At 62.6% G+C, this 12,811-nt stretch carries 13 protein-coding genes; 3 read left to right on the top strand and 10 right to left on the bottom strand.

What is annotated here, in order from left to right:
- Nucleotides 1–11 precede the first annotated feature (11 nt).
- The 8 genes from K675_RS0118480 to ffh form a co-directional block, all read right to left on the bottom strand.
- On the bottom strand, nt 12–1,316 hold the full coding sequence (locus K675_RS0118480; protein ID WP_017904971.1) for a homoserine dehydrogenase: 1,305 nt from the start codon (nt 1,314–1,316) through the stop codon (nt 12–14).
- 146 nt (nt 1,317–1,462) lie between these two features.
- Nucleotides 1,463–2,194: a DsbC family protein gene (locus tag K675_RS0118475; protein ID WP_017904970.1), complete on the bottom strand. Its 732-nt coding sequence runs from the start codon at nt 2,192–2,194 to the stop codon at nt 1,463–1,465.
- 129 nt (nt 2,195–2,323) lie between these two features.
- Nucleotides 2,324–3,220, bottom strand: coding sequence for a site-specific tyrosine recombinase XerD (gene xerD, locus K675_RS0118470; protein ID WP_017904969.1), 897 nt, complete (start codon nt 3,218–3,220; stop codon nt 2,324–2,326).
- A 111-nt stretch (nt 3,221–3,331) separates the two neighbouring features.
- On the bottom strand, nt 3,332–3,682 hold the full coding sequence (gene rplS / locus K675_RS0118465) for a 50S ribosomal protein L19 (protein ID WP_017904968.1): 351 nt from the start codon (nt 3,680–3,682) through the stop codon (nt 3,332–3,334).
- 45 nt (nt 3,683–3,727) lie between these two features.
- Entirely contained in the window at nt 3,728–4,480 is a 753-nt protein-coding gene (gene trmD / locus K675_RS0118460) for a tRNA (guanosine(37)-N1)-methyltransferase TrmD (RefSeq protein WP_017904967.1), read from the bottom strand.
- A gap of 3 nt (nt 4,481–4,483) precedes the next feature.
- A complete protein-coding gene (gene rimM / locus K675_RS0118455) occupies nt 4,484–5,020 on the bottom strand; it encodes a ribosome maturation factor RimM (RefSeq protein ID WP_017904966.1) in 537 nt (178 codons plus the stop codon).
- 5 nt (nt 5,021–5,025) lie between these two features.
- Entirely contained in the window at nt 5,026–5,277 is a 252-nt protein-coding gene (gene rpsP, locus K675_RS0118450; RefSeq protein ID WP_017904965.1) for a 30S ribosomal protein S16, read from the bottom strand.
- Between the two features lie 250 nt (nt 5,278–5,527).
- Nucleotides 5,528–6,904 (bottom strand): signal recognition particle protein, encoded by a 1,377-nt coding sequence (ffh, locus tag K675_RS0118445; protein ID WP_017904964.1) that lies wholly within the window; start codon nt 6,902–6,904, stop codon nt 5,528–5,530.
- A gap of 188 nt (nt 6,905–7,092) precedes the next feature.
- Between ffh and K675_RS0118440 the strand changes: the two genes are divergently transcribed.
- The 3 genes from K675_RS0118440 (at nt 7,093) to K675_RS0118430 (ending at nt 10,835) form a co-directional block, all read left to right on the top strand.
- Nucleotides 7,093–7,905 (top strand): cytochrome C assembly family protein, encoded by an 813-nt coding sequence (locus tag K675_RS0118440; protein WP_017904963.1) that lies wholly within the window; start codon nt 7,093–7,095, stop codon nt 7,903–7,905.
- Nucleotides 7,906–7,917: 12 nt separating this feature from the next.
- Nucleotides 7,918–9,162 carry an HlyC/CorC family transporter gene (locus K675_RS0118435; RefSeq protein WP_017904962.1) on the top strand — a complete coding sequence of 415 codons (1,245 nt, stop codon included), beginning with the start codon at nt 7,918–7,920 and terminating at the stop codon, nt 9,160–9,162.
- A gap of 356 nt (nt 9,163–9,518) precedes the next feature.
- Entirely contained in the window at nt 9,519–10,835 is a 1,317-nt protein-coding gene (locus tag K675_RS0118430; RefSeq protein WP_017904961.1) for an MFS transporter, read from the top strand.
- A 116-nt stretch (nt 10,836–10,951) separates the two neighbouring features.
- Here the strand turns inward: K675_RS0118430 and purT are convergent, their stop codons facing one another.
- Together purT and K675_RS0118420 are read right to left on the bottom strand one after the other, a co-directional pair.
- The gene (purT, locus tag K675_RS0118425) at nt 10,952–12,133 is read right to left on the bottom strand and encodes a formate-dependent phosphoribosylglycinamide formyltransferase (RefSeq protein ID WP_017904960.1); all 1,182 of its coding nucleotides are present in this window, start codon (nt 12,131–12,133) and stop codon (nt 10,952–10,954) included.
- Nucleotides 12,134–12,255: 122 nt separating this feature from the next.
- Nucleotides 12,256–12,735, bottom strand: a complete 480-nt coding sequence (locus K675_RS0118420; RefSeq protein ID WP_017904959.1) for a preQ0 transporter — start codon at nt 12,733–12,735, stop codon at nt 12,256–12,258.
- Nucleotides 12,736–12,811 lie beyond the last annotated feature (76 nt).

Below are 12,811 nucleotides of genomic sequence, written 5' to 3'. Positions count from 1 at the left end.
ACGACGTCGACTCAGTTCAAATGCTCGACGCGGATCCGCACGACAGGGCCGACCACACCCTGCAGGGCCTCCAGCGCCGCGATGGCATCGTTGATGCGTTGTTCGACCACGCGGTGGGTCAGCAGGATCATCGGCACCAGGCCATCCTGCTCCTCGACTTCCTTCTGCATGATCGACTCGATGTTGATCCCGCGCTCGGACAGGATGCTCGCCACCTGGGCCAGCACGCCCGGATGGTCCTTGGCCTGGATACGCAGGTAGTACGAGCTCTCGCAGGCTTCGATCGGCAGGATCGGGTGAGCCGACAGCGAGTCCGGCTGGAAGGCCAGGTGTGGCACGCGGTTCTCCGGATCGGAGGTCATGGCGCGAACCACGTCGACCAGGTCGGCGATCACCGAGGAAGCGGTCGGCTCCATGCCGGCACCGGCACCGTAGAACAGGGTCGAGCCGGCGGCATCGCCGTTGACCATGACCGCGTTCATCACGCCGTTGACGTTGGCGATCAGGCGATCGGCCGGGATCAGCGTCGGGTGTACCCGCAGCTCGATGCCGGCAGCGGTGCTGCGTGCCACGCCCAGGTGCTTGATGCGATAGCCCAGGGCCTCGGCGTAGTTCACGTCGGCGGTGGTCAGCCTGGTGATGCCCTCGGTGTAGGCCTTGTCGAACTGCAGCGGAATCCCGAAGGCGATGGAAGCCAGGATGGTCAGCTTATGTGCGGCATCGATGCCCTCGACGTCGAAGGTCGGATCGGCCTCGGCGTAACCCAGGGCCTGGGCCTCGGCCAGCACGTCCTCGAAAGTGCGCCCTTTCTCGCGCATTTCGGTGAGGATGAAGTTGCCGGTGCCGTTGATGATCCCGGCCACCCAGTTGATACGGTTGGCCGACAGGCCCTCGCGAATCGCCTTGATCACCGGGATGCCGCCTGCCACCGCGGCCTCGAAGGCCACGATGACGCCCATCTCACGGGCCTTGGCGAAAATTTCGTTACCGTGCACGGCGATCAGCGCCTTGTTCGCGGTGACCACGTGCTTGCCGTTCTCGATCGCTTTGAGTACCAGCTCACGGGCAACGGTATAGCCGCCCATCAGCTCTACGACGACGTCGATCTCAGGGTTCGTGGCCACTTCGAAGACATCGTTGGTAATCGCAATACCGGTCGTTTGGAACTGAGGCTTTGGCGTGCGAATGGCAATTTGTGCCACTTCGATCCCACGCCCGGCACGACGAGCAATTTCCTCGGCGTTACGCTGAAGTACGTTGAAGGTGCCGCCACCGACGGTACCTAACCCACAGATGCCTACTTTGACCGGTTTCACTCTTGACTCCCCATGAAACGGCCGACACGAGGTCGGCCGTGAAAAACAGCCGCTGATCCACCAGCGGCCTGCTGTTTAAGAGCGACGGGCCAGATGCCCGTGGCCGTGCTCGGGCTCACCTGAAGACGAAGTGCGCCGAAGCTGAATTACTTGGCTGCCAGTGCCAGTTTGGCGACTTGTGCGGCCGGCTGGTAGCCTGGAATGACCTGACCGTCGGCCAAAACGATGGCCGGTGTCCCGTTGACACCGATCGACTGACCCAGGGCGAACTGCCGGGAAACCGGGTTGGCGCACTTGGCGGCCTTGATTTCCTCGCCTTCGACCATCTTGTCCATGGCCGCCCGCTTGTCGGCCGAACACCAGACCGCCTGCAACTGCTGGTCACCCGGCGAGCCCAGGCCCTGACGCGGGAACGCCACGTAGCGGACCTCGATGCCCATCTTGTTCAGGGCTGGCACTTCGGCGTGCAGCTTGTGGCAATAAGGGCAGGTGGTGTCGGTGAACACCGTGATGTGCGACTTGGTCTCACCGACGGCCGGATAGACCACGGTTTCAGCCACCGGAATACCGTTGATCAGCTTCGAGATACCCAGGCGCTCGGTCTTCTCGGTCAGGTTGACCGGCTTGCCATCCTTGAGCTGGAACAGGTAGCCCTGCATGACGAACTGGCCGTCGGCACTGGCGTACAACACGCGGCTGCCCTTGAGCTTCACTTCATACAGGCCGCTCAAAGGACTGGCGGTGATGCTCTCGACCGGCGTCTCCAACTGGAGGCTGTCGAGGCTCTTGCGGATCGCCTGTTCGGCAGCGTCGTCGGCCAGGGCGAAGGTACTGGCCAGCGCCAGGGCGGCGGCGGCGAAAATCTGGATCAAGCGCATGGAAACTCCTGATGGCGGGCACGGGGCCAGGCTGGTCTGTCCATTCTGAAACGGAGCGACTGCAAGCGCCCGCATCGCAAACCGATAGAGCCTAACACATAAGCCCGGCCGGGCCGAAGCCCGTATGGATCAACCGCGCGGGTGATGCCTGGCATGCATGTCCCGCAGGCGGGCACGGGCGACATGGGTATAGATCTGGGTAGTCGACAGGTCGCTGTGGCCGAGCAGCATCTGCACCACACGCAGATCCGCCCCATGGTTGAGCAGGTGGGTGGCAAAGGCATGGCGCAGGGTATGCGGCGACAGCGCTTTGCCGATCCCGGCGACCCGGGCCTGGTGCTTGATCCGATGCCAGAAGGTCTGGCGGGTCATCTGCTCGCCGCGCTGACTGGGAAACAGCACGTCGCTGGGTCGCCCGCCAAGCAGTTCGCCACGGGCATCGCGCAGGTAGCGTTCGACCCAGACGATTGCCTCCTCGCCCATCGGCACCAGCCGTTCCTTGCTGCCCTTGCCCATTACCCGCAGCACGCCCTGGCGCAGGTTGACCTGCTCCAGGGTCAGGCTGACCAGCTCGGTCACCCGCAGCCCACAGGCATACAGCACTTCGAGCATGGCACGGTCGCGCTGGCCGATGGCCTCGCTCAGGTCCGGCGCCTTGAGTAGCGCTTCGACGTCGGCTTCCGACAGGGACTTGGGCAATGGCCTGCCCAATTGCGGCATCTCGACCTGGAGGGTGGGGTCGACGGCGATCAGCTTTTCTCGCAGCAGATAGCGATAGAAGCCACGTGCGCCGGAGAGAAAACGCGCCGTGGAACGAGGTTTGTAGGCTTGCTCCACACGCCAGGACAGGTGATCGAGAATCAGCTCGCGCCCGGCGCTGACCAGTTCCAGGCCCTTTTCCTGCAGCCAGCCATTGAAAAGCGTCAGGTCGCTTCGATAGGCATCGCGAGTATTGTCCGAGAGGCCTTTTTCCAGCCACAGGGCGTCGAGAAACTGGTCGATGAGGGGATGATCGATGGCTGGCATAAAGACTCGAAAAGCGTGACACGGCAAACGGAGTCAGAGTGCCCAAGGATAAAAATCCAGGCAACAAAAAAGCAGCCCGTAGGCTGCTTTTTTCTGCATCGGAAGCTGGACTCAGGCCAGTTTTTCCTTGATGCGAGCGGCTTTACCCGACAGGTCGCGCAGGTAGTACAGCTTGGCTTTACGTACGTCACCGCGACGCTTGACAGCCATGCTGTCGATTTGCGGGCTGTAGGTCTGGAAAGTACGCTCTACGCCAACACCGTTGGAGATTTTACGTACGGTGAACGCGCTGTTCACACCGCGGTTACGCTTGGCAATTACCACGCCTTCAAAGGCCTGCAGACGCGAACGATCGCCTTCCTTCACTTTCACCTGAACGACAATGGTGTCGCCCGGGGCAAAGGCTGGGATCTCTTTGGTCATCTGCTCGGCTTCGAGTTGCAGAATGATTTTGTTGGTCATGCTGTGCTCCTAAGGTAAATCGTCGGATCTACCATCGATACGTTGTTAACTATCGTCCCGCTCGCGGATATATTCCTCGAGCAGCTTCTTCTCTTCTCCAGAAAGCGAGCGTCTTTCCAGAAGATCGGCGCGTCGTTCCGAGGTCCTGCCAAGGGACTGCTTCAGACGCCAACGCCGGATATGTGCGTGGTTGCCACTGAGCAACACGTCGGGAACACGCTGATCCGCATACACCTCCGGACGGGTGTAGTGCGGGCAATCCAGCAAACCATCCGTGAAGGAATCCTCCTCCGCGGAGTCCGCATGCCCTAAAGCTCCGGGCAGCAGCCGTGTAACCGCATCTATCAGGACCATCGCCGGCAGTTCACCACCGGACAGGACATAGTCCCCAATCGACCACTCTTCATCGACATGCGCCTCTATGAAACGCTCGTCGATGCCTTCATAACGACCAGCAATGAGGATCAAGGCATCCTCTTTCGCCAGGTCGCGAACCGCCAACTGATTCAGTTGCCGACCCTGGGGCGACAGGTAGATCACCTTCGCCGCCTCCCCCGCTGCTGCCTTGGCCTCGACCAGGGCGTCCTCGAGGGGCTTGATCTTCATCACCATGCCCGGACCACCGCCAAACGGGCGATCGTCCACAGTGTGATGTCGATCCGTCGTGTAGTCCCGCGGGTTCCAACAGGTCAGTTGCAACAACCCCTGTTTCACCGCACGACTGGTGATGCCGTAGTCGCTGATGGCGGAAAACATCTCGGGAAACAGCGTGATCACTTCTACGCGCAGGCTCGCCATTGCTTAGAAGTCCGCGTCCCAATCCACCTTCATCTCGCCAGCCACCAGGTCGACTGCCAACACGCATTGCTCGGTATACGGCAACAGGCGTTCGCGATCATCCAGGCTGCCCGGACAAGGCTTGACCACCATGACATCATTCGAGCCGGTTTCGAGCAGGTGATCGATTTTCCCAAACAATTGCCCGAGAGTGTCGATGACCTTCAGACCTTCCAACTGGTACCAGTAGTACTCGCCGTCGGTCAGCTCAGGGAACAGGCTGCTTGGCACGCAGATCTCATAACCGGCCAGAAGACGAGCTTCTTCACGATCATCGAGACCCTTGAGCTTCGCGACCAGGAACTTTTCGTTCCCGCGTCCACTGACCAGCTCAACCTGTTTCACACTACCTTCGCGCTTGAGCGTCCAGGTCTTGTAGTTCAACAGGTTCTTGATCGGATCCGTAAAGGAATAGACCTTTACTTCGCCGCGAACGCCATGAACAGAATAGATCTTGCCGATAACGATCAGATCATCGGTAGAAACAGGCGTCGCGTTCATATCGCTCAGGCCGCAGCCTTGGCGTTTTCCTTCAGCAACTGAGCAACGCGCTCAGAAGGTTGTGCACCCACGCTCAACCAGTAGTTGACGCGCTCTTGGTTCACGGACAGACGAACTTCCTGACCACGAGCAATCGGGTTGAAGAAACCCACTTGTTCTTTGTGCGAACCGTCACGCGCGTTGCGGCTGTCGGTTACGGTCAGGTGGTAAAACGGGCGCTTTTTGGAGCCGCCAAGGGCAAGACGGATTGTTAGCATGTGAACATCGTTCCTGTAGTCGGTGCTGCAAATCTAAATGCACAGCGGGCATGGGTGCCCGAAAGGCCGCATATTCTAAGGAATATCCGGACTTTTGCCAATGCCTTTTTCCGGCGTCCAGCGCCGTACGATAGAGATCTGCCATGAAGCCGTTGCGATGAACGGCGGACCAGCCCCCGCCACCGCGGGTTTGCTGGAGTTCCCCGCATCCCTGCGGGGCAACGCCGACACGACGGCCGGCGCGGATTCCTTACATTTTCGGCATGCCGCCACCCGGCATCATGCCACCAAGACCGCGCATCATCTTGGCCATGCCGCCCTTGGCGGTGAATTTCTTCATCATCTTCTGCATCTGCTTGTGCTGCTTGATCAAGCGCCCGATGTCCTGCACCTGGGTGCCGGAGCCCAAAGCGATCCGGCGCTTGCGCGAACCGCTGATGAGCTCGGGGTCGCGGCGCTCGGCCGGAGTCATGGAGTTGATGATGGCTTCCATCTGCTTGAATTGCTTCTCCGCCGCATTCTGGGCGTTGCCCATCTGCGACAGGTTCACGCCACCGATGTTCGGCAGCTTGTCCATCAGGCCGCCGAGACCGCCCATGTTCTTCATCTGTTGCAACTGATCGCGGAAGTCCTCGAGGTCGAAGCCCTTGCCCTTCTTCAGTTTCTTGGCCAGCTTGTCGGCCTTTTCCTTGTCGAGGGTCTGCTCGGCCTGCTCGATCAGACTGAGCACGTCGCCCATGCCGAGGATCCGCGAGGCGATCCGGTCCGGATGGAAGGGATCGAGCGCTTCGCTCTTCTCGCCCATACCGATGAACTTGATCGGCTTGCCAGTAATGGCACGCACCGACAGCGCGGCACCGCCACGGGCATCGCCGTCGACCTTGGTCAGCACCACGCCGGTCAGCGGCAGTGCGTCACCGAAGGCCTTGGCGGTATTGGCCGCGTCCTGACCGGTCATGGCGTCGACCACGAACAGCGTCTCCACCGGTTTGATCGCCGCGTGCAGTTGCTGGATCTCGACCATCATCTCGGCGTCGACGTGCAGACGACCGGCGGTATCGACGATCACCACGTCGATGAACTTCAGCCGTGCTTCCTTGATGGCAGCCTCGGCGATGGTCACCGGCTTCTGACTGATATCGGACGGGAAGAAGGTCACGCCGATATCGTTGGCCAAGGTTTCCAACTGCTTGATCGCGGCCGGGCGGTAGACGTCCGCCGAGACCACCATCACGCTTTTCTTCTTGCGCTCCTTGAGGAAGCGCGCCAGCTTGCCGGCGGTGGTGGTCTTGCCGGCCCCCTGCAAACCGGCCATCAGAATGACCGCAGGCGGCACGGCCGCGAGATTCAGGTCCTCGTTGGCCGCGCCCATCAGGCTTTCGAGTTCGGCCTGGACGATCTTCACGAACGCCTGGCCCGGTGTCAGGCTGCGCGAGACTTCGGTACCGACCGCGCGCTCCTTGACCGAATTGACGAAGTCCTTCACCACCGGCAGGGCGACGTCGGCCTCGAGCAACGCCATGCGCACTTCACGCAGGGTGTCTTTGATATTGTCCTCGGTCAGCTTGGCCTTGCCGGTGACATGGCGCAGCGTCTGCGAGAGACGGTCGGTCAGGTTTTCAAACATGCGCGATCCTTTGAAGCCACTGAGGTAATGGGCCGCCGGCGAACGGAAAAACCCGCCTGGCGAGCCTGCAGCATGGGCAGATCGCGAATTATAACGAGACTGCGTGCGCGGCACTAGCGCCACGGTCTTTCGTGGACTGGCGGTTGTATGCCAAACTCAGCGCCTTTCGGGCTTGCTTCACAGGACTTATGCCTCCTCTGTCACCCAGCTTTCTGACCAGCATCGCCGCAGCCTGCCTGTATGCCGCCGCGGCCCTCTATCAAGGCGCGCGCCTGCGCCAGCGCGCCAAGGCCGACAAGCGCCTGCTGGTCGGGCTCGGCACCTTCGCCGTACTGGCCCACGCCATCGCCCTGTGCGCCCACCTGGCGACTCCGGTCGGCCTGGGCCTGGACTTCTTCAACGCCGCCAGCCTGATCGCCGTCGCGGTGATTGCCCTGACCCTGGTCGCCTGCCTGCGGATTCCCGTGGAGAACCTGCTGCTCCTGCTGTTTCCGCTGGGGCTGCTGACCGTATTGCTCGCGCAGTTCGCGCCCTCGGGTACGGTGCAGATCATCGACGAGGAGCCGGGCATCCTCGCGCACATCCTGCTTTCGATCCTCGCCTACGGCATGTTCACCATCGCGGTGTTCCAGTCGCTGCTGCTGCTGTTGCAGGATCACCAGTTGAAGAACAAGCATCCCTCCGGGCTGATCCGCAATTTCCCGCCACTGCAGACCATGGAAAGCCTGCTGTTCGGTTTCCTCTGGGCCGGCTGGACCCTGCTGTCGCTGTCGCTGATCTCCGGCTGGCTGTTCGTCGAGAATCTGTTCGCCCAGCACCTGGTGCACAAGACCCTGCTGGCCTGCCTGGCCTGGGTGGTGTTCAGTGTACTGTTGTGGGGGCGCAACCGCCTCGGCTGGCGCGGGCACAAGGCGATCCGCTGGACCCTGGCCGGTTTCTGCCTGCTGATGCTGGCCTATTTCGGCAGCAAGCTGGTCCGCGAATACATCCTGCATATCTGACGGGCCGAGAACATGGACAACCTGCCCGCCGGGCCGATGCTCGCCGTATTGGCCCTGCTGATCCTCTGGTCAGCGCTGTTCACCGCCATCGAGGTCGCCCAGCACCTGCTCACAGCCCGGCGCCCGACCTCCCGCTTCGGCGACAAGCCGGCCGCCCGCCTGAGCTTCCCGCGTGAAAGCCTGATCCTCTGCAACACCCTGTGCCGCATCGTCGTGGTGATCATCGCCACCCTGCTCTCGCTGCTGCTCTGGGGCAACCACGGTCCCTGGCTGGCCTGCCTGGGCAGTGCCGTCGCCCTGCTGGTGCTGGCCGACTACCTGCCGCGCCTGCTCGCCGCCCGCTATCCCGAAGCCATGCTCGCGGTCGGCAATGCCCTGCTCGGCATCCCGCTGAAGATCCTCTACCCCGCCGCCTGGCTGCTCAATGGCACGGCCCGCCTGCTGCTGCGCCCGTTCATCAGCAAGGCCGGCGCGGTCAGGCAGAGCGACGAGGATGTCCCGCCGGTCGACCTCGACGAGTCCGGCAAGGAACACTCGACCCGACCGCAGTTGCTGTCCGGCATTCATGCACTGGACAACATCACCGTCAATGACATCCTCGTGCCGCGCAGCGAAGTCGACGGCATCAACCTGGACGACCCGATCGAAGACATCATCGAGCAACTGCGCAACAGTAAGCGCACCCGCCTGCCGGTGTTCCACAGCGATATCAACCAGGTCGAGGCGGTACTCAATACCCGCCAGGTGCGCCACCTGCTGCCCGATGCCAGCCTGACCCTGCCCGCCCTGCTGAGCGCCTGCCACGAACCCTATTTCGTCCCGGAAAGCACACCGCTGCAATTGCAGTTGCTGAACTTCCACAAGCAGCAACGACGCCTGGGCCTGGTCGTGGACGAGTACGGTGAAGTGCTGGGCATCGTCACCCTGGAAGACATTCTCGAAGAGATCGTCGGCGAATTCGAAAGCGAACACAGCCTCGACAACCCGCACATCCACCCCCAGGCCGACGGTCGCCTGGTGATCGAAGGGGCCGCCTCGATCCGCGAGCTGAACAAGAGCCTGGGCTGGCACCTGCCCTGCGACGGCCCCAAGACCCTCAACGGCCTGGTCACCGAGGCCCTGGAAACCATTCCGGAAAGCGCGGTCTGCCTGAAAATCGGCCGTTATCGCCTGGAGATCCTCGAGACCGAGGACAACCGGGTCAGCCAGGTACTGGCCTGGCACACCAGCAGCGCGCCCACTCCCCCTCCGCCGTAGGAGCAAGGCTGACCTGCGAAAGGGCCTTCGAGGCCGGCGAAAGCTTCGCGGCGGTGCGGCGTTCCGACAAGCCCTGCTCCCAGGGAGCTCCGGGTCCCCATCCATTTTGTGCATGACAAGCCGCTGCGGGCCGGAAGCCTGAGCGGCGCTCTTGTTCGATGCGTAGCCTGCTTCCTATAATCAAGCCGGCTTACCCAGCCTCACCGGACCGCCTGCCCACCCGCAACCCGCCCTCCGGCCCCGCACACTGTAGATCCCCGCGCCGGACAGAACCCCGACCGGCCCGGGAAAAACCCTTATCCCTGGGTGTTCACTTCTAATAATTCGTACGAGCAAGACTTTCAGGGAATCGCGCAATGACTTCCAGCACCCCCTTCGATGACGCCAGATCGACCACACCGCTGAACTCCACCGCCCGGGTCGCGACTGCCAGCTTCATCGGCACCGCCATCGAGTTCTACGACTTCTATGTCTACGCCACCGCTGCCGCGCTGGTGATCGGCCCGGTGTTCTTCCCCCAGACCGACAGCACCGCGCAGATGCTGTCGGCATTCCTGACTTTCGGTATCGCCTTTCTCGCACGCCCACTGGGCTCGATCCTGTTCGGACACTTCGGTGACCGGATCGGCCGCAAGTCGACCCTGGTCGCCTCGCTGCTGCTGATGGGCGTGTGCACCACGCTGATCGGCGTATTGCCCGGTTACGCCAGCATTGGTGCCTGGGCCCCATTGCTGCTCTGCCTGCTGCGCTTCGGCCAGGGCCTGGGTCTGGGCGGTGAATGGGGCGGCGCCGCGCTGCTGGCGACCGAAAACGCCCCCGAGGGCAAGCGCGCCTGGTTCGGCATGTTCCCGCAACTGGGCCCTTCGATCGGCTTTCTCGCGGCCAACGGCCTGTTCCTGATTCTCGCCATGAGCCTCAGCGACGAGCAGTTCCGCTCGTGGGGCTGGCGAATTCCGTTCCTGATCAGCGCTGTACTGGTCATCGTCGGCCTCTATGTGCGCCTCAAGCTCGAGGAAACGCCGATCTTCGCCAATGCCGTGGCGCGCCATGAGCGGGTGAAAATGCCGCTGGTCGAGCTGTTCAGCCGCTACTGGGTACCGGTGCTGCTGGGCTCGGTGGCCATGGTGGTGTGTTATGCGCTGTTCTACATCTCGGCAGTGTTCTCCCTGAGCTACGGCGTCGCCAACCTGGGCTACAGCCGCGAAACCTTCCTCGGTCTGCTGTGCTTTGCCGTGCTGTTCATGGCGGCGGCCACGCCATTGGCGGCCTGGGCCAGCGATCGCCTGGGACGCAAGCCGGTGCTGATCGTCGGCGCGCTGCTGGCGCTGCTTTCCGGGTTCACCATGGAGCCGTTGCTCGGCCATGGCTCGACCTGGGGCGTGGCGCTGTTCCTGAGCCTGGAACTGTTCCTGATGGGGGTGACGTTCGCCCCGATGGGTGCGCTGCTGCCAGAGCTGTTCCCCACCCATGTGCGTTATACCGGCGCTTCGGCAGCCTATAACCTGGGCGGTATCGTCGGTGCCTCGGCGGCGCCGTTCTTTGCCCAGAAACTGGTGACGATGGGGGGCTTGAGCTGGGTTGGCGGGTATGTGTCGGCGGCGGCGGCGTTGAGCCTGATTGCCGTTCTGTGCCTGAAGGAAACGCGTTACAGCGATTTGGACAAGATCCGCTGATAGAGACGTGATGGCCGCCTGCGGCGGATCGCCAGCAAGCCGGCTCCCACAAGGAACTCCGAATCGGACTCGCTTATTGTGGGAGCGGGCTCGCCCGCGGATGGGGCAACCGCGGTTTACAGCTCTACAACGACCGCCTGGGACGCGCGGGTCGCCTTGGCCCGCGCCGCTTCGATCGACTCGTCACGTGCCAGGGCCACGCCCATGCGACGCTGGCCGTTGACTTCCGGCTTGCCGAACAGGCGCAAGGCGGTGTCCGGTTCGCTCAGGGCCGCGCCGAGGTTGGCGAACGCGGTCTGGGTCGACTTGCCTTCCACCAGGATCACCGCCGAGGCCGACGGGCCGAACTGACGGATCAGCGGGATCGGCAGACCGAGGATGGCCCGCGCATGCAGGGCGAACTGCGACAGGTCCTGGGAGATCATGGTGACCATGCCGGTGTCATGCGGACGCGGCGACACTTCGCTGAACCACACCTGGTCGCCCTTGATGAACAGCTCGACGCCGAACATGCCACGTCCACCCAGGGCCTCGGTAACCGCCTTGGCAACCCGTTCCGATTCGGCCAGCGCCACCGGACTCATGGCCTGAGGCTGCCAGGACTCCTGGTAGTCCCCCTTCTCCTGGCGATGACCGACCGGCGCGCAGAAAGTGGTGCCGCCGACATGGCGCACGGTCAGCAGGGTGATTTCGTAATCGAAATCGATGAAGCCTTCGACGATCACACGACCCTTGCCGGCACGCCCGCCTTCCTGGGCATAGTCCCAGGCCTTCTGCACGTCATCGACGCTGCGCAGCAGGCTCTGGCCCTTGCCCGAGGAACTCATCACCGGCTTGACCACGCAAGGGAAACCGAGGTCCTGGACCGCCTTGCTGTAGTCTTCGAAGGTGTCCGCGAAGTGATACGGCGAGGTCGGCAGCTTCAGCTCTTCGGCAGCCAGGCGGCGAATACCCTCACGATTCATGGTCAGTTGCGCGGCGCGAGCGGTCGGCACCACGGTGAAACCTTCGGTTTCCAGCTCCACCAGGGTGGCGGTGGCGATGGCCTCGATTTCCGGCACGATGAAGTGGGGCTTCTCGGCTTCGATCACCGCGCGCAGGGCGGCGCCGTCGAGCATGTTGATCACGTGGCTGCGGTGGGCGACCTGCATCGCCGGCGCGTTCGCGTAGCGGTCGACGGCAATCACCTCGGCTCCCAGGCGTTGCAGTTCGATCACCACTTCCTTGCCCAGTTCACCACAGCCACAGAGCAATACGCGAGTCGCGGTCGGCGACAGTGGAGTTCCGATACGGGTCATTTCAGGTCCTCGAGGCAACGGATCATCGAAGGCGCCCGGTCAACGGGCACCTGCTGGGAAGAAAGGCGGGCATTTTACATGAACTGCGGCGGTTCGCCTGTATGGCAGGCGCCCCATCCGGGCTATCCCTTCAGGGCATCCTGATGAACGGCCTTGCGCTGGCGCCAGGCCATGGCCAGCCAAACCACGGTGACCCCGGCGAACTTGGAACCCAGCGCAGTGAGGATCACCCCGGGGGTCAGTGCACCGATCAGGCCGAAGAAGATGAAGGTGTCCAGCGGGATGCTCAGCGCCGAACTGATCCACAGGCGGTCATGCAGGGGGCGTCGGGTGATGGTGAACACCAGCCAGTCGATGCATTCGGATACGGCGAAGGCCGTGGCGCTGGCCAGGGCAATGGCCGGATCGGAAGTGACGTAGGACAGCAGCAGCGCCGCCAGCATGGCGACGATGGCGCCATGGCCGAAGCGGGTCTGCACCATGTCCCGCAGCACGAACACCAACCCGCCCCAGGCCGACCAGATGATGTCCAGGTGCGGCGCGCTGGAAAAGGCGAAATTGATCAGCACGACGCTGGCGATGTAGGCGATGAGAAAGAGCATGGGCGGCAGGGCTGCTTGTCGAGATAGCCACACAGGGTACTGCAGGAGCCGGCTTGCTGGCGATAGCTGTGTTGGA

Origin of the sequence: Pseudomonas fuscovaginae SE-1, assembly GCF_000364705.1 — a bacterium.
Classification (GTDB): Bacteria; Pseudomonadota; Gammaproteobacteria; order Pseudomonadales; family Pseudomonadaceae; genus Aquipseudomonas; species Aquipseudomonas fuscovaginae_A.
Note: the sequence above shows the minus strand (reverse complement) of the source record. Positions and strands in the feature narration are given on the sequence as shown.